This is a genomic window from Mycobacterium sp. 29Ha (genome assembly GCF_032883055.1).
In the GTDB taxonomy this organism is placed as follows: domain Bacteria; phylum Actinomycetota; class Actinomycetes; order Mycobacteriales; family Mycobacteriaceae; genus Mycobacterium; species Mycobacterium gallinarum.
The window spans coordinates 63,615-89,951 of sequence record NZ_JAMQTI010000025.1; the positions used below are offsets into that span (position 1 = coordinate 63,615).

The 26,337-nt window shown below is 64.4% G+C and carries 25 protein-coding genes and 1 tRNA gene; 8 read left to right on the forward strand and 18 right to left on the reverse strand.

Annotated features, from left to right (window positions below; all coding sequences use genetic code 11):
* Positions 1-2 precede the first annotated feature (2 nt).
* Positions 3-1,448, reverse strand: coding sequence for a 30S ribosomal protein S1 (gene rpsA, locus M1248_RS26345; RefSeq protein WP_163729037.1), 1,446 nt, complete (start codon positions 1,446-1,448; stop codon positions 3-5).
* 219 nt (positions 1,449-1,667) lie between these two features.
* Between rpsA and M1248_RS26350 the strand changes: the two genes are divergently transcribed.
* Positions 1,668-2,837 carry a PrsW family intramembrane metalloprotease gene (locus M1248_RS26350; protein ID WP_163729040.1) on the forward strand — a complete coding sequence of 390 codons (1,170 nt, stop codon included), beginning with the start codon at positions 1,668-1,670 and terminating at the stop codon, positions 2,835-2,837.
* Positions 2,838-3,023: 186 nt separating this feature from the next.
* Here the strand turns inward: M1248_RS26350 and polA are convergent, their stop codons facing one another.
* The 3 genes from polA to M1248_RS26365 all read right to left on the reverse strand — a co-directional run bounded on the left by polA (position 3,024) and on the right by M1248_RS26365 (position 6,609).
* Positions 3,024-5,684 carry a DNA polymerase I gene (polA, locus tag M1248_RS26355; RefSeq protein ID WP_317150205.1) on the reverse strand — a complete coding sequence of 887 codons (2,661 nt, stop codon included), beginning with the start codon at positions 5,682-5,684 and terminating at the stop codon, positions 3,024-3,026.
* A gap of 94 nt (positions 5,685-5,778) precedes the next feature.
* The gene (locus tag M1248_RS26360) at positions 5,779-6,216 is read right to left on the reverse strand and encodes a hypothetical protein (RefSeq protein WP_317150184.1); all 438 of its coding nucleotides are present in this window, start codon (positions 6,214-6,216) and stop codon (positions 5,779-5,781) included.
* Between the two features lie 15 nt (positions 6,217-6,231).
* A complete protein-coding gene (locus tag M1248_RS26365; protein ID WP_163729047.1) occupies positions 6,232-6,609 on the reverse strand; it encodes a hypothetical protein in 378 nt (125 codons plus the stop codon).
* A gap of 163 nt (positions 6,610-6,772) precedes the next feature.
* Here M1248_RS26365 and M1248_RS26370 point away from each other — a divergent pair, with 163 nt between their 5' ends.
* From M1248_RS26370 to M1248_RS26380, 3 genes are read left to right on the forward strand one after another with little or no spacing between them, the layout of a single operon-like run.
* A complete protein-coding gene (locus tag M1248_RS26370) occupies positions 6,773-7,210 on the forward strand; it encodes a Zn-ribbon domain-containing OB-fold protein (RefSeq protein ID WP_317150185.1) in 438 nt (145 codons plus the stop codon).
* Positions 7,207-8,406 carry a lipid-transfer protein gene (locus tag M1248_RS26375; protein WP_317150186.1) on the forward strand — a complete coding sequence of 400 codons (1,200 nt, stop codon included), beginning with the start codon at positions 7,207-7,209 and terminating at the stop codon, positions 8,404-8,406. The genes M1248_RS26370 and M1248_RS26375 overlap by 4 nt, the downstream gene beginning before the upstream one ends.
* Positions 8,407-8,415: 9 nt before the next feature.
* The gene (locus tag M1248_RS26380; RefSeq protein ID WP_317150187.1) at positions 8,416-8,730 is read left to right on the forward strand and encodes a hypothetical protein; all 315 of its coding nucleotides are present in this window, start codon (positions 8,416-8,418) and stop codon (positions 8,728-8,730) included.
* A 73-nt stretch (positions 8,731-8,803) separates the two neighbouring features.
* Here M1248_RS26380 and M1248_RS26385 read toward each other — a convergent pair whose 3' ends face one another.
* From M1248_RS26385 to M1248_RS26410, 6 genes are all read right to left on the reverse strand, one after another.
* Positions 8,804-9,547 (reverse strand): ABC transporter ATP-binding protein, encoded by a 744-nt coding sequence (locus M1248_RS26385; RefSeq protein ID WP_163729060.1) that lies wholly within the window; start codon positions 9,545-9,547, stop codon positions 8,804-8,806.
* Positions 9,531-10,358 carry an ABC transporter ATP-binding protein gene (locus tag M1248_RS26390; RefSeq protein ID WP_163729063.1) on the reverse strand — a complete coding sequence of 276 codons (828 nt, stop codon included), beginning with the start codon at positions 10,356-10,358 and terminating at the stop codon, positions 9,531-9,533. The genes M1248_RS26385 and M1248_RS26390 overlap by 17 nt, the downstream gene beginning before the upstream one ends.
* On the reverse strand, positions 10,355-11,554 hold the full coding sequence (locus M1248_RS26395; RefSeq protein ID WP_163729068.1) for a branched-chain amino acid ABC transporter permease: 1,200 nt from the start codon (positions 11,552-11,554) through the stop codon (positions 10,355-10,357). The genes M1248_RS26390 and M1248_RS26395 overlap by 4 nt, the downstream gene beginning before the upstream one ends.
* Complete coding sequence (locus M1248_RS26400; RefSeq protein WP_163729071.1) at positions 11,551-12,597, reverse strand: branched-chain amino acid ABC transporter permease; 1,047 nt, start codon at positions 12,595-12,597, stop codon at positions 11,551-11,553. The genes M1248_RS26395 and M1248_RS26400 overlap by 4 nt, the downstream gene beginning before the upstream one ends.
* Before the next feature lie 82 nt (positions 12,598-12,679).
* The gene (locus tag M1248_RS26405) at positions 12,680-13,897 is read right to left on the reverse strand and encodes a branched-chain amino acid ABC transporter substrate-binding protein (RefSeq protein WP_317150188.1); all 1,218 of its coding nucleotides are present in this window, start codon (positions 13,895-13,897) and stop codon (positions 12,680-12,682) included.
* A gap of 199 nt (positions 13,898-14,096) precedes the next feature.
* Positions 14,097-14,729, reverse strand: coding sequence for an ANTAR domain-containing response regulator (locus M1248_RS26410; protein ID WP_163729078.1), 633 nt, complete (start codon positions 14,727-14,729; stop codon positions 14,097-14,099).
* 88 nt (positions 14,730-14,817) lie between these two features.
* Between M1248_RS26410 and M1248_RS26415 the strand changes: the two genes are divergently transcribed.
* Positions 14,818-14,894 (forward strand) — tRNA-Leu (locus M1248_RS26415).
* A 96-nt stretch (positions 14,895-14,990) separates the two neighbouring features.
* Here M1248_RS26415 and M1248_RS26420 read toward each other — a convergent pair.
* The gene (locus tag M1248_RS26420) at positions 14,991-15,251 is read right to left on the reverse strand and encodes a hypothetical protein (RefSeq protein ID WP_317150189.1); all 261 of its coding nucleotides are present in this window, start codon (positions 15,249-15,251) and stop codon (positions 14,991-14,993) included.
* A gap of 711 nt (positions 15,252-15,962) precedes the next feature.
* Between M1248_RS26420 and M1248_RS26425 the strand changes: the two genes are divergently transcribed.
* A complete protein-coding gene (locus M1248_RS26425) occupies positions 15,963-17,252 on the forward strand; it encodes an adenylate/guanylate cyclase domain-containing protein (RefSeq protein WP_163729151.1) in 1,290 nt (429 codons plus the stop codon).
* Positions 17,253-17,277: 25 nt separating this feature from the next.
* On the opposite strand, the gene M1248_RS26430 is transcribed toward M1248_RS26425, so the two are convergent.
* The 7 genes from M1248_RS26430 to M1248_RS26460 are packed head-to-tail and all read right to left on the reverse strand — an operon-like array spanning position 17,278 to position 24,028.
* The gene (locus tag M1248_RS26430; protein WP_317150190.1) at positions 17,278-17,766 is read right to left on the reverse strand and encodes a DNA starvation/stationary phase protection protein; all 489 of its coding nucleotides are present in this window, start codon (positions 17,764-17,766) and stop codon (positions 17,278-17,280) included.
* Between the two features lie 55 nt (positions 17,767-17,821).
* Positions 17,822-19,603 carry a DUF2339 domain-containing protein gene (locus M1248_RS26435; RefSeq protein WP_317150191.1) on the reverse strand — a complete coding sequence of 594 codons (1,782 nt, stop codon included), beginning with the start codon at positions 19,601-19,603 and terminating at the stop codon, positions 17,822-17,824.
* Between the two features lie 45 nt (positions 19,604-19,648).
* Positions 19,649-20,305 carry a response regulator gene (locus M1248_RS26440; RefSeq protein ID WP_278220024.1) on the reverse strand — a complete coding sequence of 219 codons (657 nt, stop codon included), beginning with the start codon at positions 20,303-20,305 and terminating at the stop codon, positions 19,649-19,651.
* Entirely contained in the window at positions 20,278-21,408 is a 1,131-nt protein-coding gene (macS, locus tag M1248_RS26445; RefSeq protein WP_317150192.1) for a MacS family sensor histidine kinase, read from the reverse strand. Before macS ends, M1248_RS26440 begins: the two co-directional genes overlap by 28 nt.
* The gene (locus M1248_RS26450) at positions 21,408-22,169 is read right to left on the reverse strand and encodes an amino acid ABC transporter ATP-binding protein (protein WP_317150193.1); all 762 of its coding nucleotides are present in this window, start codon (positions 22,167-22,169) and stop codon (positions 21,408-21,410) included. Before M1248_RS26450 ends, macS begins: the two co-directional genes overlap by 1 nt.
* The gene (locus tag M1248_RS26455) at positions 22,166-23,101 is read right to left on the reverse strand and encodes an amino acid ABC transporter permease (protein WP_163729168.1); all 936 of its coding nucleotides are present in this window, start codon (positions 23,099-23,101) and stop codon (positions 22,166-22,168) included. Before M1248_RS26455 ends, M1248_RS26450 begins: the two co-directional genes overlap by 4 nt.
* Positions 23,102-23,110: 9 nt before the next feature.
* Positions 23,111-24,028, reverse strand: coding sequence for an ABC transporter substrate-binding protein (locus M1248_RS26460; protein WP_163729171.1), 918 nt, complete (start codon positions 24,026-24,028; stop codon positions 23,111-23,113).
* Between the two features lie 187 nt (positions 24,029-24,215).
* On the opposite strand from M1248_RS26460, the gene M1248_RS26465 reads away from it, so the two are divergent.
* Both M1248_RS26465 and M1248_RS26470 read left to right on the forward strand, forming a co-directional pair.
* Entirely contained in the window at positions 24,216-24,812 is a 597-nt protein-coding gene (locus M1248_RS26465; protein WP_317150194.1) for an HdeD family acid-resistance protein, read from the forward strand.
* A 62-nt stretch (positions 24,813-24,874) separates the two neighbouring features.
* Entirely contained in the window at positions 24,875-26,335 is a 1,461-nt protein-coding gene (locus M1248_RS26470) for a cytochrome ubiquinol oxidase subunit I (RefSeq protein WP_317150195.1), read from the forward strand.
* Positions 26,336-26,337 lie beyond the last annotated feature (2 nt).

Here is a 26,337-nt window from a genome sequence, read left to right on the forward strand (position 1 = left end):
AATTACGCGTTGCCTGCGAGCTTCTCGCGCAGAGCCGCCAACTGGGCGTCACTGGCGAGTGAACCGCCGGCGGACTCCTCAGAGCGCGGCGACCCGTTGGACGACGACGCAGGCCTGGCTGCCTCTTCGGCTTCGGCCGCGGCGAACTTCTCCATCTGCGCGGTGTGCATCTTGTGGCGGCGCTCCGCCTCGGCGTAGCGCGACTCCCACTCTTCACGCTGCTTCTCGAAGCCCTCGAGCCATTCGTTGGTGTCGGCGTCGAAGCCCTCGGGGAAGATGTAGTTGCCCTGCTCGTCGTAGCTGTCGGCCATGCCGTACTTCGACGGGTCGAACTCCTCGGTGTAGTCCTCGTTGGCCTGCTTGAGGCTCAGCGAGATGCGGCGACGCTCCAGGTCGATGTCGATGACCTTGACCATTGCGTCGTCGCCGACCTGAACGACCTGATCGGGGACCTCGACGTGGCGCTCGGACAGCTCTGAGATGTGGACGAGCCCCTCGATGCCCTCCTCGACGCGGACGAACGCACCGAACGGCACCAGCTTGGTGACCTTGCCGGGCACGATCTGACCGATGGCGTGGGTGCGGGCGAAGTGGCGCCACGGATCTTCCTGAGTCGCCTTGAGCGACAACGAAACCCGCTCGCGATCCATGTCGACGTCGAGCACCTCGACGGTGACCTCGTCGCCGACCTGCACGACCTCGGACGGATGGTCGATGTGCTTCCAGGACAGCTCGGAAACGTGCACCAGGCCGTCGACGCCGCCGAGATCGACGAAGGCGCCGAAGTTGACGATCGAGGACACGACACCCTTGCGAATGGCGCCCTTCTGCAGCTGGTTGAGGAACTCGCTGCGCACCTCGGACTGGGTCTGCTCCAGCCAGGCGCGGCGGCTCAGCACCACGTTGTTGCGGTTCTTGTCGAGCTCGATGATCTTGGCCTCGATCTCCTTACCGATGTACGGCTGCAGATCGCGGACACGACGCATCTCGACCAGCGACGCGGGCAGGAAGCCGCGCAGGCCGATGTCGAGGATGAGGCCGCCCTTGACGACCTCGATGACGGTGCCCTTGACGGCCTCGTCCTTTTCCTTGAGCTCTTCGATGGTGCCCCAGGCGCGCTCGTACTGAGCGCGCTTCTTGGACAGGATCAGGCGGCCTTCCTTGTCCTCTTTGGTGAGGACCAGGGCTTCAACCTCATCGCCGACGGAAACAACCTCGTTGGGGTCGACGTCGTGCTTGATGGAGAGCTCACGGGAAGGGATGACGCCTTCGGTCTTGTAACCGATGTCGAGCAGGACTTCGTCACGGTCAACCTTGACGATGGTTCCCTCGACGATGTCGCCATCGTTGAAGTATTTGATGGTTTTGTCGATGGCGGCGAGAAAGTCCTCGGCCGAGCCGATGTCGTTGACGGCTACTTGCGGCGAGGTGACGGAGGGACTTGGCATGTGGTGGGTTGCTCCGGACAGGTTTGGTCGTAGGGACTTGGGACAGTGATTGCTATTGGGTGTTACCCGCCATCCAGGAACTCAAGCCGAACGCACGCCGGACCGAGCCCAATCGAAACCACAGACAGGTACCCGTAGAGGTTACTCGACTGGGTACATGCTGGACAAACCCGGTCCAGGAAGCCCGCAAACGATCTCATCCTTGATTACCCTGCCTACGTGGCATATGCCGGTGCGCCCCAGCAGTCATGGCCGACGCGACCGCCGTTCGAGCGGAAGATCCGGCAAGTCGGAGCACCGTTGGGCGTGCTCATCCTGCTCGGCATCCTCGCCGGGCTGATCGTCATCGGTCTGACCGCGCTGAACCCGGTCGGCGCATCGATCGGCTTCGTGCTGTCCGGGGTGGCGATCGGCGTGGTCGTCTTCGCCTACATCTGGCTCGATCGGTGGGAACCGGAACCGCCCCGACTGTTGATTTTCGCGTTTCTGTGGGGTGCGTCGGTCGCCGTGATCCTGTCGGTGATCATCGGTCTCTTCCTGGACGCACTGATCTCACAGGGCGGGTCCGAGGACAGCAGCTGGGTGTCCATCGCGATTGGCGCACCGGTCATCGAAGAAGCGGCCAAAGGCGCATTTCTGCTGCTCATGATGACGGGGCGACGACGCAATGAACTCAATTCCCTGACCGACTGCCTGGTGTACGCGGGCCTCGTCGGCGCCGGTTTCGCCTGGCTGGAGGACATCCTGTACATCGCGGGCGGCGAGACTCTGGGCGACTCGCTGCTGACGGCGGGGGTCCGCCTGGTCATGGGGCCGTTCGCACATTCGCTGTTCACCACCATGTTTGCGCTCGGGGTGTGGTTCGCCCTGCATAACCGCAACCCTGTCGCGAAGTCGTTCTACATCCTGCTCGGGTACGCCGGGGCGGTGATCATGCACGGTCTGTGGAACGGGTCGTCGGTGATCGGACCGGAGACCTATCTGGCGGTCTATGTGTTCTGGATGGTGCCGGTCTTCGTGTTCGCGATCGTGCTGGGGGTGCGCAGCCGCAAGAAGGAGCAGCGGGTCGTCGCCGAGAAACTGCCGGGCATGGTGGCCGCCCAGCTCGTTACGCCGAGCGAGGCGACATGGCTGAACTCGATCAAGAACCGCAAGTTGGCGATCGCCCACGCACGCCGTTCCGGAGGTAAGCCAGCCGGAAAAGCGGTCAAGGCTTTCGCGGCCCAGGTCGTGGAACTGGCGTTTGTGCGCGACCGCATCGACCGCGGATTCGGCGATGCGCGGGTGTACGCGATGCAGACCGAGGAGGCCAACGCGGTGCACGTCGCGCGGATGCAGACGCCCGCCCTGGCGGGACTCGCCGGGTTTCACGCTCCGCCGGTGCGCTAAACCGCTTGCCACCCCGCCGCGAGGCAGGGACCTCATCGCTTTCGACGAAATGCTGACGCCTCCTCGCACTTTCGCTGCATTTCGTGGATAGCGATGATTTGTCGATGGATCGGGCACGATGCCCCGCGGCAGCGTCGAGTTGCGTGGTGTGCGAGGACAGTGGCAGCGGCCCGCGGCTGACGCCCGCTAGTGGGCCGCGGCGTCCCAGCTTCGGCCGTAGCCGACGGAGACCTCCAGCGGAACGTCGAGCGGGTAGGCGTTGCCCATCTGCTCGCGGACCAGCTTCTCAACCGCATCGCGTTCACCGTCGGCTATCTCGAACAGCAGCTCGTCGTGGACCTGTAGCAGCATGCGCGACTTCAGCTCGGCGTCCTTGAGGGCGGTGTCGACGTTGATCATCGCGACCTTGATGATGTCGGCGGCGCTGCCCTGGATCGGCGCGTTGAGCGCGGCGCGTTCGGCGGCCTCGCGCACGTTGCGGTTGCTGCTGTCCAGCTCCGGCAAGTAGCGGCGACGCCCGAACACCGTCGACGTGTAGCCGTCCTTGCGTGCCTGATCGACAACGTCGCGCAGGTAATCGCGGATGCCTCCGAACCGGTCGAAGTACTGCTCCATCTGCTCTTTGGCTTCCTCGGTGCTGATCTTCAGCTGCGCGGCCAGGCCGTATGCGCTCAGCCCGTAGGCGAGCCCGTACGACATCGCCTTCACCCGGCGCCGCAGCTCCGCGGTGACCTCGTCGATGGGCACGCCGAACGCCCGTGATGCGACGAACGAATGCAAGTCCTCGCCGGTGTTGAACGCCTCGATCAGACCCTCGTCCTTGGAAAGATGCGCCATGATGCGCATCTCGATCTGGCTGTAATCGGCCGTCATGAGCTCGGCGTAACCCTTGCCGACGACGAAGGCATCCCGGATTCGACGGCCCGCTTCGGTACGGATCGGAATGTTCTGCAGGTTCGGCTCGGTCGACGAAAGCCTGCCCGTGGCGGCGATCGTCTGGTTGAACGTCGTGTGGATGCGACCATCCGAGGCGACCGCATTGAGCAACCCGTCGACGGTGACCTTGAGTCGGGTTGCGTCGCGGTGCGCCAGCAGATGCTGCAGGAACGGATGCCCGGTTTTGTCAAAAAGACTCTGCAGCGCATCCGCGTCGGTGGTGTAGCCGGTCTTGGTCCGTTTGGTCTTCGGCATCTCCAACTCGTCGAACAGCACGACCTGTAGCTGTTTCGGTGAGCCGAGATTGATCTGTTTGCCGATCACCGCGTACGCCGCTTCGGCGGCGTCGCGAATCTGATCAGCGAACTCGCTCTGCAGTTCCGCAAGTTGCTTCAGATCCACGGCGATGCCCGCGGACTCCATCTCGGCGAGCGCACGCTGCACCGGCAGTTCCATGCTGCCCAGCAGCGCCGACGAGTCGATGCGCGCCAGTTCCTCGTCCAGGGCGTCGGCGAGGTCCATCACCGCGCTCGCGCGCAGGATCACCGTCTGGACGGCCTGCTCGTCAACGCCGTCGGTGTCATCGAGCAGGGAAAGCTGTTGCTGCTCAGGGTTATCCGCACGGAGCTCACGTTTCAGGTACCGCAGCGATAGGTCGTCGAGCGCGAAACTGCGTTGCCCCGGGCGCACCAGATAGGCGGCGAGCGCGGTGTCGGACGTGACGCCGGCGAGCTTCCAGCCGCGACCCTCGAGGTCGTGCATCGCCAGCTTGGCCTCATGCAGTGCCTTCGGCTGGCTCGGATCGGCCAGCCACGACGCGAGCGCGGCCTCGTCGTCGGACTGCAACGTCGCCGTATCGAGGTAGCGACCGTCACCGTCGGCCGCGACGATCGCCAACGCGGTGGCGTCGGCGTCGAATGCCAAATGCGTACCGACAACGGCCATCCCGAACCGCTTGCCGGATCCGTGTTCGGCCAGCCAGGCCGCCAACTCGCCGGACTCGAGCGCGCCGCCGCGTACGTCGAAGCCCTGATCGACTTCGGGGTCCGCAGAGGCCAGCGTGTCGAACAGCCTGTCGCGAAGTACCCGGAATTCGAGATCGTCGAACAGGCGGTGGATCTGGTCACGATCCCACGGCTGCATCCGTAACGTGTCGGGGGTCTGGGCCAGCGGAACGTCCTTGACCAGGTCGGTGAGTTCACGGTTGAGCACGACGGACGACAGATTCGCCCGCAGCGCATCACCGACCTTGCCCTTGACGGTGTCCACCCGGTCGACCAGCGTCTGCAGCGACCCGTATTCGGCGATCCACTTCGTGGCGGTCTTCTCCCCCACACCCGGAATGCCGGGCAGGTTGTCGCTCGGGTCGCCGCGCAGGGCCGCGAAGTCGGGATACTGCTGCGGGGTGAGCCCATACTTCTCCAGCACGGCGTCCGGGGTGAACCGAGTCAGCTCGCTGACGCCTTTGCGCGGGTACAGCACCGTCACGTCGTCGCTGACCAGCTGCAGCGAGTCACGGTCACCCGTCACCACCAGCACCCGGTAGCCCTCGTTTTCGGCCTGGGTCGCCAGCGTGGCGATCACGTCGTCGGCCTCGAAGCCTGGCTCGGCCAGCACCGTGATGCCGAGCGCGCCGAGCACCTCCTTGGTGATGTCGATCTGGCCGCGGAACTCATCGGGGGTGGCCGACCGGCCCGCCTTGTACTCCGGGTACTTCTCCAGGCGGAACGTCTGCCGCGACACGTCGAACGCTGCAGCGATGTGGGAGGGCTGCTCGTCGCGCAGCAGGTTGATCAGCATCGCGGTGAAGCCATACACCGCGTTGGTGGTCAGGCCGCCCTGGGTCTTGAAGTTCTCGGCGGGCAGCGCGTAAAACGCCCGGAACGCCAACGAATTGCCGTCCAGCAGCATCAATGTCGGCTTTTCGGTGGCCTTCTCGGTCGTTGCGCTCGCGGTCACGGCCCTACTCTATGCACGGCCGCCGACACGCTGTAGCCGCCGAGGACTAAATCCGGCCGGTGCGAATCCAGTCGATCGCCATGTCCGTCGGATTCTGCGGGTCGACGAACACCGCAAGCGTCATGCCCGGCTGCGCACGCGCGACATGCATCTGCGCGACGACCTCGTCGAAGACCGCGCCGTACGGCGCGGTTCCGTCCTCGCGCACCACCTGCCCCTGGATGCGTAGGACCGGTGACATGTTCATGTAGGACCCGACCTCCCAGACGCCTTCGACGGTGACGGTGGCGGGCACGCCGCCACCGTTCGTCAACTGCGAATGGCGCATCATCTTCATGCCGATCTCGGTGGCATCGGCGGCCTCGTGAATGCGGTTGGGGATGTCCCCGATCTGGCCGAAGAACGACGACGGGCGGCCCTGCGACTCCAGGTACTGCTTGTTGGCGCCGTACATCCGCGCCCAGTCCTTGAACGGGTTGGGCATGTTGACCGACCCCGATCAGTAGCCGAGGAACTTGCGGAACTGCTGGCCGACGGCCATCGACTGGCCCATCCGCTGCACCCAGCCGTCGAGTGCGGCCTTCGTGTCCGCGGGATCCCAGCCGCGCTCCTGGGCGAGGGTGATCATGCCGGCCTCGTCGTTGATGCCCCGGGCCTGCGCGTCGCGAGCCAGCTCGGCGTAGTCCTGCAGCGAGATGCCGTTGATGGGCTGCCAGATCGGGTCGTCGGTCGACACCGAGCGGGTCGACGGGCCGCCCATGATGGCCGGATCGATGGGTCCAGCGCCCCGGACGTGCACCTGCCCGTCACCCTGCGGCTGCGCGAATGCCTGACTGGCCTGCTGCGCGGCCTGCTTCGCCTTGTCGAAGAATCCCATTGGTGGTCTCCAATCTCGTGGGCGCGCCTCGTTGGCGACGCCGGTGCACTCAGTACAGATGGTCGCCGCGGCTACCGATCCCAATTACGCAGATCCTGCTGCAGGCCCGGGGCCAAACTGGAACACGTTTCAGTTCCAGGGCCCGGTTCGTTAGGCTGACCGCGTGTCAGCATCTACTCAGCCCGCGGTCGACGGGTGGTTCGCCACCGACGAATCGGGCGCCGCGTATCTGATCGGCAGCAAGTGCCATCGGTGCGGGACGTTCGTGTTCCCCCCGCGTGCCAACAACTGCCCCAATCCGGCCTGTAACGGCGACGAGTTGGCCCAGGTCCCGCTGTCCCGACGGGGGACGCTGTGGAGCTACACCGAAAACCGTTATGCCCCACCGCCTCCGTATCCGTCGCCGGATCCGTTCGAGCCGTTCGCCGTGGCCGCCGTTCAGCTGGCCGACGAGGGCATCATCGTGTTGGGCAAGGTCGTCGAGGGGACACTCGCGGCTGACTTGAAGGTCGGCATCGAGATGGAACTGACCACCATGCCGCTGTTTGTCGACGACGACGGCATCGAGCGCGTCGTACACGCCTGGAGGATCGCGTCATGAGTCCAGAACCGGTGTACATCCTGGGTGCGGGTATGCACCCGTGGGGCAAGTGGGGCCGTGACTTCACCGAGTACGGCGTCGTCGCGGCCCGGGCCGCGCTCGCGGAGGCCGGCCTGGATTGGCGCCAGATCCAGCTCGTCGCAGGTGCCGACACGATCCGCAACGGATATCCGGGATTCGTCGCAGGCGCGACGTTCGCGCAGAAGCTGGGCTGGAACGGCGTCCCCGTCACCTCCAGCTACGCGGCGTGCGCGAGCGGCTCGCAGGCGTTGCAGAGCGCGCGGGCTCAGATCCTCGCAGGCTTCTGCGACGTCGCGCTGGTGATCGGTGCGGACACCACCCCCAAGGGCTTCTTCGCCCCGGTCGGCGGCGAACGCAAGAACGACCCCGACTGGCAGCGTTTCCATTTGATCGGTGCGACTAACACCGTGTACTTCGCGCTACTGGCGCGCCGTCGCATGGACCTCTACGGCGCGACGCTCGAGGATTTCGCCCAGGTGAAGGTCAAGAACGCCAAGCACGGGCTGGACAATCCGAACGCGCGGTACCGCAAGGAAAGCTCGGTCGACGACGTGCTGGCCAGCCCGGTGGTCTCCGATCCGCTTCGCCTGCTTGACATTTGCGCCACTTCCGACGGAGCGGCCGCGTTGATAGTGGCCAGCAAGTCGTTCGCCGAGAAGCATCTCGGATCGCTCGAGGGTGTGCCTTCGGTGCGTGCGGTGAGCCTCCAAACGCCGCAGTACCCGCAGCACCTGCCGGAATTGCCGGACATCGCAACGGATTCCACCGCGGCGGTGCCCGCGCCCGATCGGGTGTTCAAGGATCAGATTCTCGACGCCGCTTATGCCGAGGCAGGCATCGGGCCCGAAGACCTCAGTCTTGCCGAGGTGTACGACCTGTCCACCGCACTGGAATTGGACTGGTACGAGCATCTGGGCCTGTGCCCCAAGGGCGAGGCCGAGAAGCTGCTGCGCAGCGGCGCGACGACCATCGGCGGCAAGATCCCGGTCAACGCTTCGGGTGGACTGGCCTGCTTCGGCGAGGCCATTCCGGCACAGGCGATCGCGCAGGTCTGCGAGCTCACCTGGCAGCTCAAGGGACAGGCCACCGGCCGTCAGGTCGAAGGCGCCAAGGTCGGTGTCACCGCCAACCAGGGATTGTTCGGGCACGGCTCGTCAGTGGTCGTCGCGCGCTAGATTCGGGCGATGAGCGAAACGGACGACTGGGCGCCGGATGCGTGCACACTGCCGACGTCCGAACGCCCCTTGCGAGTCGCCGAATTCGACGACCTGTTCAGGTTGGTACTGCGATCGAAGCGAGTGCACCTGACACGCCTGGATCTCTGCCTGCCCGCCGATGTCGAGTCCGCCGCGCGCGATCTGGCGCAGCGTGAGAGTGAATGCTGCTCGTTCTTCACGTTCGATTTCGACCTGACCCGCGACGAACTGGTAATGCGCATCGAGGTGCCGACTTCGCAGGCCGACGTCCTCGATGCCCTACAGGTGCGCACCACGCGTTGAGCGCGAGCGACCGCAAAGTGCACACCCTCGGCGGCGTGTCGGTGTACAGACACGGTCGCTCGCGGGAACCGAGCTAGGCGACGCCGAGGTAGGCGGCGCGAATGCTGTCGTCCGCCAACAGTTCCCGTGCCACACCGCTGCGGGTCACCTCGCCGGTCTCCAAAATGTAGGCGCGGTCGGATCGGCTCAGCGCCTGCTGGGCGTTCTGCTCCACCAGCAGCACCGTGGTACCGCTGGCGTTGATTTCGGCGATGATCTTGAAGATCTGCGATATCACCATCGGCGCCAAGCCCATAGACGGCTCGTCGAGTAGCAGCACTCGCGGCCGGGCCATCAGCGCACGGCCGATCGCGAGCATCTGCTGTTCGCCACCCGAGAGTGTTCCGCCGACCTGGCTTCGCCGTTCCGCCAGCCGAGGGAACGTCTCCAAAATCCAGTCAAGCCGTTCCCGATGCTCGGCCTTGGACGCGAACTTTCTCCCGTAGCAACCCATTTCAAGGTTCTCGATCACCGTCATACCCGGAAACACTCCGCGGCCCTCCGGTGCCTGCACCAAACCTCGAACTGCCCGGTGATGGGCTTTGACCTTGGAGATGTCGGCACCTTCGAACCACACCGACCCCGACGTCAACGGCAGCAGGCCGGAGATCGCGCGCATCGTCGTCGTCTTGCCCGCTCCGTTGGAGCCGAGCAGGGTCACCAATTCGCCCTCCCGGACCTGCAGCGAAATGCCGTGCAGCGCACGGATCCGGCCATATTGCACGACCAGGTCGCGCACCTCGAGCAAGATCGGCCTGTCGTCATTCGATGTCGTCATCTGGCACTCCCAAATACGCCGCGATGACCTTGGGGTCCTCGCGGATCTCGGCCGGCAGGCCGTCGGCGATCTTGCGGCCGAACTCCAGTACGACGATGCGGTCGGTCACCCCCATGACCAGCCGCATGTCGTGCTCGATGAGCAGTACGGTGTAGCCGTCGTCTCGGATCTTCTGAATCAGCTCGATCAGCGCGGCCTTCTCGCGGGGATTGAATCCCGCGGCAGGCTCGTCGAGGCACAGCAGCTTCGGTTCGGTGGCCAGCGCGCGGGCGATCTCCAACCGTCGTTGATCGCCGTAGGGCAGGTTCTTCGCCTTCTCCTCGCCGCGATGAGCTATCCCGACGAAATGCAGCAGGGCCGCCGAACGCTCGATCGCCGAGTGCTCCTCCCGGCGATGGCGCGGAGTACGCACGAGCGCACCCGGCACCGACGTGAAGTGTCGTGCGTCCGTGCCGACCATGACGTTCTCCAGCGCGGTCATCTCGCCCCACAGTCGGATGTTCTGGAACGTACGGGCGATACCGCGACGGGTGATCTGGTGGCGTTTGATGCGGCCCAACGGGGCGCCGTCGAACGTCACCGTGCCGGACGTAGGCCGGTACACCCCGGTGATGGCGTTGAAGCACGTTGTCTTGCCCGCGCCGTTCGGACCGATCATTCCGAGGATCTCACCGCGCCGAATATCGAAGGTAACCGAATCCAGCGCGGTCAGACCGCCGAACTTGACCGTCAAATCCTCTGTCTGCAGCAGTGTTTCGCCCTCGGCCGCCTCGATCTCACGGTGGACGCCTGCCAGTTCCTCGATACTCATTTCGCCGACTCTTTCTCGGGCGACCGCAGGAAATCGCGCGCGGCCTTGCCGTAGGCGAGTAGTTGCTGACGCGCCGGGAACAGACCCTGGGGCCGGAAGATCATCAGCGCGACGAGCGCCATCCCGAAGAACAGGTATTTGAGGTCACCGAGATTGATCCCGAGGAATTCCACGCCCAGTAGGCGGTTCGGCAGATAGACGATGATGAACGCGCCGAACACCACGCCGAGTTTGTTGCCCTGCCCGCCGAGCACCACCGCACACAGAAACAGCATCGAGTTGATGATGTTGAACGTCGGCGGTGCAACGTACTGCACTTGGCCGGCGTAGAGCGCTCCGGACAGCCCGCCGATGGCTGCGCCGATCACGAACGCCCACAATTTGAACTTGAACGTGTTGACACCCATGACTTCCGCGGCGTCTTCGTCTTCGCGGATGGCCACCCAGGCCCGTCCGACTCGGCTGCGCTCCAGGTTGCCCACGAGCAGAAGAATGATGACGATCATCACGATGCCCAGCCAGAACCACCAGGTGCCGTAATTCGCGTCGCCCATCGAGTTTCCGCTGGAGAAGACTCCGTCGGGCAACTGCTCGGTTTGGCCCACCCGCGGATAGGCGACCTCGTTGAGACCGCGGGGCCCGTTGGTGACGTCGGCGAGGTTGTCGGCGAGCAGCCGGATGATCTCGCCGAACCCGAGCGTGACGATGGCCAGGTAGTCGCCGCGGAGCCGCAGCGTCGGCGAGCCGAGGATCAGTCCGCTCAACGCGGTGATGGCCATCGCCAACGGCACACACGCGAGCCACGCCCAACTCTCGTCGAACCATCCGTCCGGGCCGGTGCGGTTCCATGGGCTGTTCGGACTGGTCAGCAGCGCGACGGTGTAGGCGCCGACAGCGTAGAAGCCGACGTATCCGAGGTCGAGCAGACCGGTTTGGCCCACCACGACGTTGAGGCCGATCGCGATGATTGCCACCATCGCGAACTGCGCCATCGTGCCGCCGAAGCTGATGTTCGGCGTGTTCAGGAACGGCGGCGGGAACAGCGGCAGCAACGCCAGCAGTCCGAAGCCGATGACGCCGAAACCCCACTTCTGTACGCGGGACAGCCGATCCCACCACTGACGCAGCCCGTCGCCGGGCGCCAGCAACCTGTCGGACCAGGATGATCCCGGCTTCGGTTTCTCGTTGGCGCTCATGCTCGTGCCTTCCCAAGGCTTTCACCGAGTATTCCGGTCGGCCGAATCAGCAGCACCAGAACGAGCAGGACGAACGCCACCACGTCGCGCCACTGGGTACCGAACACCGCCTGCCCGTAGTTCTCCATGATCCCGAGCAGCAGTCCACCCAATAGCGCGCCGCGCAGGTTGCCGATACCGCCGAGGACGGCGGCGGAGAATGCCTTGATGCCGAGCAGGAATCCGCCGGAGTAGATGATCCCCTGCGGCACCTTCAGCGTGTACAGCAGCGCGGCCGCACCGGCGAGCAGACCACCGAGCAGGAACGTCGTCATGATGATGCGTTCGCGGGAGACGCCCATCAGGGTCGCCGTGGTGGGGTCCTGGGCGACGGCGCGGATGCCCCGGCCGAACTTCGTTCGATTGATCGCCATATCGGTCAGCAGGGCGAAGATCAGCGCGGAGGCGACGATCACCAACGTGACGTTGGAGACCGTCGCACCGAAGATGGTGAACTGCGTCTTGGGCTGCATCAAGATGATCGGCTGCTGAGCGTTGCTACCGCCGTAACCCGGGAGCAGCTTGGGCAGCACGAAGTGCACGAACTCCTGCAGCACGAACGACATACCGATCGCCGTGATCAAAAACGTCAAGGATCGCGCCCCACGTTTTCGCAGCGGCCGGTACGCGATGAACTCCAGGCCGACCGCCGCCGAGCCCGACACCAGCATCGCGAAAAGCATTGCGACGCCGAGGTACAGCACCGTGAGCGCTACGCCTTTCTCGTAGTCGTTACCGCTCGGGGTGAAACCCAGGATGATGTCGAGGCAGAAATAGGCGCCGAACATGCCGAGCATGAAGATCTCGGAATGCGCGAAGTTGATCAGACGGAGCACTCCGAACACCAGCGTGTAGCCGACAGCCACCAGCGCGTAGATCGCGCCCCAGGACAGGCCGTCGATCGTCAACTGCCAGAAGCCATTTCGCAGGCCGTCGAGGTTGAAGTTGATGTTCGCGGCCAGACAGGCGTACTGGGCTCCGTGGTCCACGCACTGGGAAATCACCGGCGGCGGCTCCTTGCAAATTCACTGTGCGAACGAGAACGCGCCCGAGCCCTTTGGTCTCGGACGCGTCTCGAGCAGCTTCCTACTGAACTTTGTAGATCCAGATCAATGTCGTGGTCAGCTCGCCCGTCGGGGTCCACTGGTACTTGCGACCGACGCCCTGGCCGTCGTACGTACGCACGAACTCCAGCAGGTCTGGCCGCGTGATCTTGCCGGAGTCGATGCCCTTCAGCAGGATCGCGCCCAGATCGTAACCCTCGACGCTGTAGGTCCCCGGCTCCTGGTTGAAGGCCTTCTTGTAATCCTCCGCGAAGGTGCCGGTGGCGGGGCCGCAGGGGCAGGCCAAAACCGCATCCTTGGACGCCTCACCCGCCTGCTTGACGAACTCGGGATCCTTGGTGCCGTCGGCGCTGACGAAGGTGCCCTCGAAGCCGCCGTCCTTGAGCTGCTGGACGAACGGAGCCGCCTCGGCGTAGTACCCGGCGAAGAACACCGAGTCTGGGCTGGCGCCCTTCACCTGAGTCACCGCGGCGGAGAAGTCCTTGTCGCCCTTCTTCACCGAGATGTTGCACGCCGAATCGGCAATCGGGCCCAACGTTTCCCGGACCGCCTGGGCCAGGCCCAGACCGTAGTCAGTGCTGTCGTCGACCACGCACACCTTCTTGTGGCCCAGTGTGTTCTTCAAATAGTTGGCGACCGACGGCCCCTGCACGCCATCGTTGGCCAGGCCGCGGAAGAAGGTCTTCCATCCCTTCTCCGAGAGCGTGACGTTGGTGGCCGACGCCGTGGCGGCAACCAGGCCGGCCTGGTTGAACACGTCGCCGGTGGCGTTGGTCTCGCCGGAGAAGGCCGGTCCGATCAGGCCGATGGTGAAGGCGTCGTTGATGATCTGCGGTGCGACCTGGGTGGCCTTCTGCGGATCGCCTTCGGTGTCGAATGTCTTCAACTGCACCTGGCAGCCCTTGTTGGCGGCGTTGTGCTGGTCGACGGCGAGCTGGATGCCGTTCCTGATGTTGATGCCCAGCGCGGCATCCGGCCCGTTCAGCGCGCCCGCCATGGCCAGGGACACGGGCGGGCACTGTGCGTTGCCGTCACCGGCGGGATCAAGCGGCGTCACACCTTCGGGTGGCTTGACCTCAGTGCCGTTTTCGTCGATCTGGACCTGTTCGACGATCTTCAGGTCACTGGGTGCCGCGCCGTCCTCGCTCGGCTCGGATTGTTGTTGGCAGCCGGCTATGCCGAGCACAACCAAACTTGCGCTACCGATAGCACATGCTTTCCGTGCCACGCGACCGCGCACGCTTCACCTCCGGGTTAATGTTTTCGTCGGCATCATCGGCCCTGCCCAGGTCGGCGGGGGCGGCGATGCTTCGGGACGACCATAGCCAACACATGGCGGCAGTGCGTGATGTTGACGAAGGGACCGTGTCGATCTGGTGGGCAATCGGGCCAAACCGCGGCGTCGGAAACGAACAATTAACGGTTGGCCGGGGTAATCGCTAGGTCGACGGGGACGCGTCGGTGGGCGTGTCGAGGGTCTCCAGTACGACCTCAGCTACGCGCTTCATGGTGGTACGGCGATCCATCGCCGCGCGCTGAATCCACTTGAACGCCTCAGGCTCGGTCATCCCCTGGTTGGCTTGCAGCAAACCCTTCGCGCGCTCGACCAGTTTTCGGGTCTCCAACCGATCCGACAGCTCGGCGACTTCACGCTCCAGTGCGGCGATTTCACTGAACCGACTCACCGCCACCTCGATGGCCGGAATGAGGTCGTTGATGTTGAAGGGCTTGACCAGATATGCCATGGCGCCGGCGTCGCGGGCCCGCTCGACGAGCTCGCGCTGACTGAACGCGGTGAGAATGACGATCGGAGCGATCCGCTTTCCCGCGATCTCCGATGCGGCATCGATACCGTCGCGACGAGGCATCTTCACGTCCATGATCACCAGGTCGGGCTTCAGGCTCTCGGCCAGGTCGACGGCCTCCTGCCCGTCGCCGGCCTCGCCGACGATTTCGTAACCCTCTTCGCGCAGCATCTCGGCTAGGTCCATCCGGATGAGCGCTTCGTCTTCGGCGACGAGAACGCGTCGTGGTTTCTCGTTGCCGGCCGGTGACTCAGGAGGAACTGCCATGGAAGACATTGTGGCGGTAGCGGCCGCGATCAGCGACCTCGGGGGCATCCTCTATGGTGGAAGGCCGCTGCGTTGCCGACGCGCGAACGCCCTCGTATCCCAATTGGCAGAGGAAACGGATTCAAAACCCGTCCAGTGTGAGTTCGAGTCTCACCGAGGGCACCAGAAACACCCCAACCGCTCGGGATGGCAGGCCAGTCACCATATTTGCGCAGACCTGCTGCGGACCACTTACGTGATCCGCAGCAGGTACCCCTCGTTCTATGCTGCGATGAAGGGATCTGAGACGAGCGACACGTTGCGGCTTCCCCCGTAGCCACCGCCGTCGGCCAAGCCGTCCCAGCTGGGCAGAACCATCACGCGCAGCATGCTGATTCCTGGCGCCCGAAAGTCTTTGGCGACGTCCACGTTCCTTAGCAGGAGCAAATTGTTGACGTGCCGATTCCGGAAGGCCATAGAGTCCACGGCAACCTCCGGGGCGGCGTCACATCGCACCAGCCTGCGGTCCCCGACGGGCCTCATGACCACTCCTCGTCCTGTCCCACATCGAGCACTTCACGGGACGTGCGGATGAATTTATCGCATCGCTTCGAATCCCGTGGGGAATATTGACAGATGAGTTGAAACTCTATTGAGCCGTAGTGGATACACGCCGACAGGCGGACCTTCTGTCCAGTTGCGCCACTTCTCAACTATGCAATCCGATGCAGATTTAGCAAATAATTTGGTCCATTTAAATGGTTTGTCATCCCACCTGGCATTACAATGCCACTTGATCGAAATGTCCTGTTCTACAACATATTTCGAAACCCTCCAAAGCGCAGGTTTCGATACCGGGTTCGCGAACCACGATCTTGATAGGTGTTGGCAACATAGGCGACCAACTAAATGAAGCCTAACCGCCTTTCCGGCACGCAGAGTTCCGATAAGTCGGCTTATAGGTGTGCATTCCGGTCGCAGTAAACGGCTCGAGTTCGAGACCCAAGCAGTGCCGAGCCGCGGAGTCGGCAACGGATCTCGTGGACACCTCGCAGCCCGGTCCTGTGACGCGCCCGCGGGCCACTTCCGGCAACAAGTCTGTGCTCAAGCAAACGAAATGACTCGAACGCAATGGCGCGACGCATCCGAGAAGCAAAAACAAGAGTCCACAAAACGAACTCGCCGAAACCTCTCTCTCGCACACGCGAAAACCGCAGGTAGCTGCCACTTCGAAGCTAGGCTCGGGTGGTGGCGATGAGAGGCCGGCCAGTGTGCGTGCCCGACGTGGCCGTGGAGCGCCGCGGACCCGGGCGCACCCGCCTCCTCTCCGAGCGCGCAGCCCGGCACCGGCGCGTGCTTGACGTGACCGCGATGATCAGTGCGGCGATCTCCGCGTTCTTCGGCATCCAGGGGCTCTTCATCGGTCAGGACTGGTGGGTCACCGCCATCAACCTGGGCAGCGCGGCCGTCTTCGTGATGATCCCGCGCATGTGCGGCATGGGCGAACTCGTAGCTCCCGTGGTGTTTTTCGTGATCTCGTACCTCACCATCACGGTGCTGTGCGTCTATCTGGGCACGGGTTCGGGGCTGCAGTTCTATTTCGTCGTGGCCGCGGCCATCGTGCTGGTGATTCTCGGGCCCGACCATATTGTCCTGGCCTCCATACTGGCCGCTATCGGCGCCGCGACGGTGGTCCTGCTCGAATTCTTCGTGCCCAACGACACCGGCACCCAACCTCCGTGGGCGTTCAAGGTCTCGTTCACGCTGACGGTGATCACGGCGTGGATCCTCGTCATCGCGACCATCTGGTTCGCACTGCGCGAGATCCGCCGCACCCGAGTGGCCATGGAGGCGGAGTACGAGCGATCCGAGCAACTGCTGACCAACATCTTGCCGGCGTCCATCGCCGAGCGGCTCAAGGATCCGTCGCGAAACATCATCGCCGACAAGTACGACGACGCCTCGATCCTGTTCGCCGACATCGCCGACTACACCAAACGTGCAAGCGACACCACGCCGAGCGACCTCGTGCGGTTTCTGGACCGGCTCTACACCGACCTCGACCTCCTGGTCGACAAGCACGGTCTGGAGAAGGTCAAGACCAGCGGCGACTCGTACATGGTGGTCAGCGGAGTGCCCGAGCCGCGGCCCGACCACATGGAGGCATTGGCATGCCTGGCATTGGACATGGCCGAGGCCGTCGCCGATCTCAAAGACCCGAACGGACACGCGGTGCCGCTACGAATCGGCCTGGGGGCCGGGCCGGTGGTGGCGGGTGTCGTCGGCGCGCGCAAGTTCTTCTACGACGTCTGGGGTGACGCCGTGAACGTCGCGTCGCGCATGGAAACCACGGATGTCGAGGGCCGGATCCAGGTGCCGCAGGACGTGTACGAACGCCTGAACCACGCATTCGTACTCGAAGAGCGCGGTGGCGTTGACGTCAAGGGCAAGGGCGTCATGCACACCTGGTACCTGGTCGCGCGTCGCGACGACGATGCCGTCCGAGGCGCGGTAGAACAGGGTGCGGCCGCGGGGCGTTCTTAGGCTGAGCGCGGGGCGCGCGTGGGTCCTAGACCTTCCGGTTCTCCGACTTGATGAGCCATGCCAGCTTCTCCAAACCATCGATGAGCTGGTGCAGGATATCGGCGGTGCTGGGATCTTCGGCATCCACCGCGTCATGCACATTGCGCAGGGTGTCGACTGCCGCGTAGATGCGATCGGTGATCAGGTCGACGACCTCGTCGGTGCTGTGTTCGTACGGCGGGAACTGCGGCAGCGTGGTGCTTACGGTGACGGTATCCGACCGTCCGTCCGGCACCGCCCATAGCGCCCGCATCCGCTCAGCGACGGTGTCGCTGGCTTCGCGCGCGAAGTCAACGACCTCGTCGAGCTGCAGGTGGAGGTCGCGAAAGTTGGTACCGACGACGTTCCAATGTGCCTGCTTGCCCTGCAGGTGCAGCTCGATCAGGTCGACCAGGACCCGCTGGAGGTTCTTGCTCAGCTCCGCCGATGCCTGGAATCCGTGTACGTCTGTGTCAGTGCGTCGTTGTGTGCCCATGTTCTCATCAACGTCCGCCAATCTGGAATGACTCCAAATTACGCTGTGACTACGCTCACAACGTGTTGTCCTGTTGCTGGTCCTGCTTGTCGAGCAGGCGAGCGTAGCCGGCGCCCATTCCCAGCAGTATCAGGCCGACGACGATGAACACCGCAACCCGGAAGATGCCGTCCAGCGTGCCGAGGTCGAACAGGAAGAGCTTGGCCATCGCCGCCCCGACCAGCGCCAATCCCCCGCCGATCGGCAACGATCGAGTGGCTCGCGGCAACCGTGCGGCGTAAATGAGCAGGGCGGCCGCCATCACGATCCAGCAGATCGTCGCGGCCATGTGCCCAGCGAAGAAACCGCGCTCTTCGCCGCCGATCAGAACACCCGCGGTGACGGTGAAGGTGGTCATCGCATACGCGGCGACCACTGCCGCCCCCGCCCACATAGCCGAATCGGGACCGTCGAGCGTCCACACGATCACCACGGCGAAAGCGATCAACAGCAGGCTGGCGATCAGCGTGGACACCGCTGTCGCGGTATCGGTTTCGGTGGCGTAGATCAGCGAGCTCGGCGGTGCATAGCTGAGATAGAACGCGGCGCCCACTCCGGCCAGGCCAAGCGCGACCCACCGTGCAGTCGCCTCACGACGCGCGGCGACGGCCACCACGATCGCCATGGCCAACAGGACCGGACCTGTGACGTAACCGTCGAACGCGACCAGCACCGCGATCGTCGCCGAGATCGCCGACAGCGCCGCCCAGATCGGCCGCACCGCGCCGTCGACGCCGGCCACGCGGTTGCCGATGAGCACGATCGCCAGAAACGTCGCCGCCACGACGGCCGCCATCAGAGCGGCGACCACCCGGTCGGCAACCAGCGCCACACACAGCGCGGGCAGCACACCGGCGCCGGTCACCAACGCCATCAACACACGATTGGTGGTCCGGGGCAACAGGATCAGCGCGGCGACCACCGCCAGCCCCGCTGCGATGGTGCACGCCCCCACCAGCCACAGGTCGCTCCGATCGTCGAAGTACAGCCCTAGCAGGGCGAGGAGCAGCGGAAACGTACTGGCGGCGATCCGCGCACAGTGCAGCCAGATCCAATCCTTGCCCAGCTGCACCGGTAGCGACGCGGCGGCGAGGGCAAGCATGAAGCCCACGAGCAGCAGCGTGACTCCGTCTGTCACCACGGGAGCCAGCACGATCAGCGGGACCAATACCAGCACACCGAGCTGCTGTGAGTCCCACCGCCGGGCCAAGGTCAGCCCGCCGCCGCCGATGATCGCGGCGGTGACGAGACCGACGGGCGCCGACACCCAGCCGTAGATCGTCGTCACCGCGATGACGTCGATGTAGGCCGCGGCGACACCGGTCGCGGCCAGGGCGATGGCCCCGACCCGGCCACCGGGCCGCCGGTACAGCCAGACGCCCACCCCGACCAGCGCGCCCGCCAACAACGCACCGCCGGCGACCCGGATCTCGGGACGCAAAATGCCTGCCTGTGCGGCGAGCACGACCAGCAGCACGACGCCGATCAGCGTGACGGCAACACCCGCGACGGCGAGCAGCTTGCCTATCCACCCCTGGTCGCGCGGCGCCTTCTGCGCCACCGGTGGCGCCGGGTACGCCGGGTACGCCGGTGCCGGGTACGCCGGTGGCGTAGCAGGCGGCTGGACTTGGGGCGGGTACTGGTACTGGTACTGCGGCGCGTACGGCACCGGATAGGGCGGCTGTTCGGACAGCAGGCGGTCCAGTGCGCTGAGGTCTGCCGATACCCTCGCCATGTACTGCGATATCGCCGAGAAATCGGCGGAGACCCGGGCGATGAGGGCGCGTTGTTCGGTCATGGCTGACATCGTGGCAGCCGGATCACCGCTTTCGGATGAGTAGGACTACTCGTCCAGGCCGTGTTCGATCGCGTACCGGGCCAATTCGACCCGATTCGCGACCTGGAGCTTGCGGAACGTGGCCTGGACGTGGTTCTCGACAGTCCGGTGGCTCAACGAGAGTCGGGTGGCGATCTGCTTCGCGGTCAGTCCCTTCGCGACGTGCCGCAAGATCTCGGTCTCCCGTTCGGTGAGGCTCGGGGTGGCTGGCCCTGCTTCTGGGCTCGCCGCGATTCGCCGGTACTCGCCGAGGACCAAACCCGCCAGTCCCGGAGTGAAGACGGCCCGGCCCTCCGCGGTGGCGCGCACCGCATCACCGAGTTCCTGCTTCGAGGCACTCTTCACGAGATAGCCTGTCGCACCGGCCTTTACCGCTTCCAGCACGTCTTCCCGCTCGTCGGACGCCGAGAGCACCAGGATTCGCGAAGACGGCGAGACCGCAAGCACCTCCGCGGTCGCCTGCGCGCCGTCGCCGTCGGATAGTCGCATGTCCATCACGACGACATCCGGGAGCACGACGGCGGCCCGGCGACGCGCCGCCGCCACACCGTCCGCGGTGGCGACGACGGTGAATCCGTCCTCGGCGAGATCCCGGGCCACCGCGTCCCGCCAGATCGGATGGTCGTCGACCACCATCACCGTCGGGGTACTGTCAGCTCCCATTCCGTCCCACATCCCGGCGAGGTGGTGAGCGTCGCGCTTCCACCCAACCAATTCATCCGTCCGACAATCGATTTGGCCACCCCGACGCGGCCCTCCCCGACCGCTTGCTCCAGCCTGCCCTTCGTGATTCCGACGCCGTCGTCGCGGATGCTGACCGTCACCGAGTCGCCGAGGTCCTCGAGCAGGACGTAGGCGCGGGCGTCTGGGCCGGCGTGTGCAGTCACGTTGTCCAACGCGTTCGCGGCGGCGCCGTACAGCTCGCCCGCCGTGGCCGTATCCAGCAGCACTGGTTCGGCGGGCACACTCACCGACACCACGTCCGAGGCCCGTTTACGCAACAGTGCGCCGACGTCGGTCATCTCCCCGGCCGGCGTCTCGGTGTCGGCCGAGCTGACGAGTCGGCGCAGGGCGCGCTCCTGCTCGCCCGCCAGCTCAGCTAATTCGGCTGTGGCTCCGCCGATTTCGCGGCCGCGACGGGATACCAGCGCCAGCACCTGGATGGCGCCGTCGTGCACCTGGCGCGACAACCTCTCCCGTTCTTGGTGCGAGGCGGCCAGCCGCGCGGCCTGTTCGAGTTCGGCGTGCGCACGCCGTGCCGTCTGTGCCGCCATGCCGACCGCGAGTCCGACCGCGAGCTCGATCACGATTGTCGCGTTGCGACCCAGGTCGTAATTGATGAAGCCCTTAACGATGGTGCTGGCGATCATCACCGCGACCCCGGCCAGCATTCCGGCGATCGGTCCGGACAGGATGGCCGCAGAGATCGTGGCATTGGTCGCCCACAGCGTGGTCGGCCACGACTGGTTGGCGAACGCCCACTGCTCGGAGGCGACGAACTCGGTGGACAGTATCAGCGCGACGACGACGACGATCTCGGCCACCACCCAGGACGCGCGCCTGCCGAAGCCACGCAGATATGCAAACGCGCACATCGCACTCCATGCGAGCAGCACCGCGAACAGCGTCCAGCCGATCGCCGGACGGTCCAGTTCGCCGTTGACCGCGATTTGAAAGCCCAGTGCGTAAATACAACTGAGCAGACGGAAAACCTGGGCTGCCCGCCATAGCGGCGTGGCCGGATCCGGTTGGCTCGCCGCCGGCATTACAGCACCTTTGACAGGAACGCCTTCGTCCGTTCGTGTTGGGGATTGCTCAGCACCTCACGAGGCGGCCCGCTTTCGACCACCACACCGCCGTCCATGAACACCAGATGATTGGCGACCTCGCGGGCGAAGCCCATCTCATGGGTCACCACCACCATCGTCATCCCCTCGGCGGCAAGCTTTTTCATTACCTCGAGAACCTCACCGACCAGCTCGGGGTCCAGTGCCGAGGTGGGCTCGTCGAACAACATCAGCTTGGGGCTCATCGCCAGGGCACGGGCAATCGCGACCCGCTGCTGCTGTCCTCCGGAGAGTTGAGCCGGATAGGCGTCGGCTTTCTCCGACAGCCCAACCTGTCTGAGCAGATCCTTGCCCCGCGCCAGCGCCTCGGCCTTCTTGAGGCGCTTGACGTGGATGGGTGCCTCGATGACGTTCTCCAGCGCGGTGCGATGCGGGAACAGGTTGAAGTGCTGGAACACCATTCCGATTTCGCGGCGCTGCTTTGCGGCGTCACGGGGCGACATCTCGTACAGCTTCGAGCCTTTGTCGCGGTAGCCGATCAACTCACCGTCGACATAGAGCCGGCCGGCATTGACCTGCTCGAGATGGTTGATGCACCGAAGGAACGTCGACTTGCCGGAGCCGGACGGGCCGACCATGACCAGCACCTCGCTCTTGCCGATCTCGAGAGTGATGCCCTTCAGAACTTCCAGCGCGCCAAAGCTTTTGCAGACCGATTCGGCCTTGACCATCGGGGTCATGGATGCGCCTCTCCCGCCAGTCCCTGTGCTTTGGCAAGCGCCTCGAGCTGTTTGGTCGTCAACTTGCGGGACGCGCCGCGGGCGAAGTGTCTCTCCAGGTAGTACTGCCCGACCATCAGGATGCTCGTGATCACCAGATACCAGGTCGCCGCGACGAGCAGCAGCGGCACGGGCTCGAAGGTCCGCGCGGCGATTTCACGGGACGTGATGCCGTACAGGTCGAGCGTGAACGGCACGGCGGTCACCAGCGACGTCGTCTTGAGCATGCTGATCACCTCGTTGCCGGTCGGCGGAATGATCACGCGCATCGCTTGCGGCAACACCGTGCGCCACATCGCCATCCCCCACGACATGCCCAACGCGGTCGACGCTTCCATCTGTCCCTCTGGCACGGAACTGATTCCGGCGCGGATGATCTCGGCCATGTAGGCCGCCTCGTTGAGTGCCAGACCGAGGATCGCCAGCAGGAACGGGATCGACAGCACCTGCAGATTGAGCTCGAAGAACGCCGGCCCGAAGGGCACCCCGAGCCGGATGTTCTGGTAGATCGTCGGGATCAGGCCCCAGAAGACGAGCTGAACGTAGATCGGCGTGCCGCGGAAAATCCACAGGTACACCCACGACACCGCCTGGAAGATGGGGTTCGCAGAAAGTCGCATCACCGCCAGCACGACGCCCAGCACGATCGCCAGCACCATCGAGTAGAGGGTCAATTGCAGCGTGTTGAGTACACCGACGGACAACACCCGCTCGTTGAACAGGTACTGCATGTAGACACTCCAGCGGTATGCCGGATTCGTGGCCGCGCCATAGAGAAACAGCGCGACGAGAATGATGATGACGACCGCCGCCACCCACCGCCACGGATGACGCAGAGGTATAGCATCGATTGCGGCCGGAGCACTGGGTGGCGACGTGTCGACATCAGTCATTTGGGACCTCTAGTTGATGGCGCCGTTGATAACTGGCTTGTCGATCATCCCGTTCTCGACGCCCCAGTTCTTGGCGATCTCCTCGTACTTACCCGACTCGATCAGATGCTCGAGCGCCTTCTGCAGGGACTGCGCCAGCGGCGAACCCTTCTGAACCGGCCACCCGTAGGGCGCGGAGTCGAAGATCTCGCCTGCGGCCTCCAGCTTGCCGTTGCTCTGCTTGATCGCGTACGACGTCACGGGCGAGTCGGCCGACATGGCGTCCACCTGACCGAGCACCACGGCGTTGGTTGCGGCATCCTGCCCGTCGAACGACACGATCTCGATCGGCGGCTTGCCCGCGTCGACGCATGCCTTGCTCTTGGCCGGCAGCTCCTCGGTCTCCTCGGTCGTGGTGGCCTGCACCGCAACCTTCTTGCCGCACGCGTTGTTCGGATCGATCGGCGAGCCGGGCCGTTGCGCCCAGAGAATGCCCGCACTGAAATACGTGACGAAGTCGACCGATTCCTCGCGCTCTTTGGTGTCGGTGAATGACGACATCCCGACGTTGTATGTGCCGCCCTGAATCGATGGAATGATCTTGGCAAAGTCCGATTCGCGGTACTCGGCTTCCAGCCCCAGAGTTCCGGCTATCGCATTCATCAGATCGACGTCGAAGCCGACGATCTTGCCGCTGGGATCCTTGAATTCGTTCGGCGCGTAAGGAATGTTGACGCCGACGATCAGCTTGCCGGACTCTTTGATCGCCTCTGGAACGGTGTTCGCGATCTCCTCGACCTTATCGGCGGCGGCCGTCGGGCTGCCGGTCTCACTTTCGCTGGTGTTGGTACCGCTCGCGCACCCCGAGAGGAGCAGTGCGCCAGTCGCAGCAAACACACCCGCGATACGCAGAAGTTTCCCTCGGCGGTCTTGACACTCACGTAGCACGGTTTTCTCTACTTTCTGCCTCGTTGATCCAGCGAGAAGCGCCGGTAGGGGAACAGTAATAGAGACGTACGCAGGCGGCAGGGGAACACGAACGGCCGACGAATTCCGTAGTGCTCCAATGACACGATTTGCATACGGAACGGGGAATATCCAGGCCTCGGTATTGCCTTTATGCGAAACTTCGCGCATGGAAAGTCCTGCTCGACCAAGCATGCTGCCGCACCTTTGGAAGTCGGCACTGGCCACCGGAATCCTGGTGCTGATTCTCGGGGTCCTGGTCCTGTGGCGGCCCGCGGCAGCGATCTTCGTCACCGCCATTTTCTTCGGCGCTTATCTTCTCGTCACCGGCATCTCGCAAGTCGTCATGGCGTTCAGTCTGAAGTCGTCCCTCGGCGGCAGAGTCCTGTTGTTCATCGGCGGCGCGGCGGCACTGGTGCTGGCCGTCCTCTGTTTCATCAACTTCTCGAACTCGATCGAGCTGCTGGCCATCTGGATCGGCATCGGCTTCATCTTCCGCGGCGTCGCGACGCTGATGTCGGCGGTCTCGGACCCCACCCTGCCGGGACGCATTTGGGAAATCTTCATCGGCGTGCTGGGTCTGATCGCGGGCATCATCATGTTCGCGTGGCCCATGGAGGGGCTGGTCGCCGTCACCCAGGTCACCGGCATCATCCTGATTTTCCTCGGCGCAGCCGAGATCGGCACGGCATTCGCCATTCGGAAAGCCTCCAAGGGCCTCGGCGGCGCCGCGCCTGCACCTTCGACAGAAGCGCCGGTGAGCTAACGCACACTGATTTCTACTACGCTCTGTCGTAGGCTGACGGAACAGCCACGGGAGAGGTTCGCATGGACGCACTCGATGTGTCGCGGTGGCAGTTCGGAACGACCACCGTCTACCACTTCATACTCGTCCCCCTCACCATCGGGCTGGCTCCGCTCATCGCCGCCATGCAGACGGCGTGGGTCGTCACCGGCAATCCCGCGTGGTACCGGCTGACCCGGTTCTTCGGCAAGCTGTTCCTGATCAATTTCGCGCTCGGCGTCGCAACCGGCATCGTGCAGGAATTCCAGTTCGGAATGAACTGGAGTGAATACTCGCGCTTCGTCGGCGATATCTTCGGCGCGCCCCTGGCGTTCGAGGGACTGATCGCGTTCTTCTTCGAATCGACGTTCATCGGCCTGTGGATCTTCGGCTGGACCCGCCTACCGCGTCTCGTCCACCTGGCATGCATCTGGATCGTCGCATTCGCGGTCAACGCCTCGGCCTACTTCATCATCGCGGCGAACTCGTTCATGCAGCATCCCGTTGGCGCCAAATACAATCCGGAGACCGGACGCGCCGAACTGGTCGACTTCGGCGCGCTGCTGACCAACAACACGGCGATCTGGGCCTTCCTGCACGCCGTGGCCGGAGCGTTCCTCACCGCAGCCGTTTTCGTCGCCGCGGTGAGTGCCTGGCTGATGGTGCGGTCGGTCAAGCGTGCGGACGAAACCGAAGAGGCACGCACCATGTACCGGCCCGCGACCATCGCAGCCAGCCTCGTCGCGCTGGTGGCGGCGGGCGGCTTGTTCTTCACCGGAGACTTCCAGGGCAAGCTGATGTTCGTCCAACAACCCATGAAGATGGCGTCCGCAGAGTCGTTGTGCCACACCGAAACCGATCCCGACTTCTCGATCCTGACCGTCGGCACCCACAACAACTGCGACAGCGTCACCCACCTCATCGAGGTGCCCTACGTGCTGCCCTTCCTTGCGGAGTCGAGGTTCAGCGGTGTCACCCTTGAAGGCGTCAACGATCTGCAGCAGGAATACCAGCAGAAGTTCGGCCCAGGCGACTACCGACCCAACCTGTTCGTGACCTACTGGGCGTTCCGGGCCATGATCGGACTCCTGCTCGTGCCCGTCGTGTTCGCGCTCGCCGCGCTATGGCTGACACGGCGTGGCCGAATACCCGACCAACGGTGGTTCAGCCGGTTCGCGTTGATCACTCTGCCGACACCGTTCCTGGCCAACTCGGCGGGCTGGATCTTCACCGAGATGGGCAGGCAACCCTGGGTGGTGGTGCCCAACCCCACCGGGGATCAACTGGTGCGAATGACGGTGCAGGAGGGCGTATCCAGCCATGCGACGGGCATGGTGGTGCTCTCACTGACCGTCTTCACGCTGCTGTACGGCGCACTCGGCGTGATCTGGTTCTGGTTGCTACGCCGGTATGTGATCGAGGGTCCGCTGGAGCACGACTCGGAGCCCGTACCGCCGCCCGCGCCGGACGACGAGGACGTCGCTCCCCTGTCCTTCGCGTACTAGGA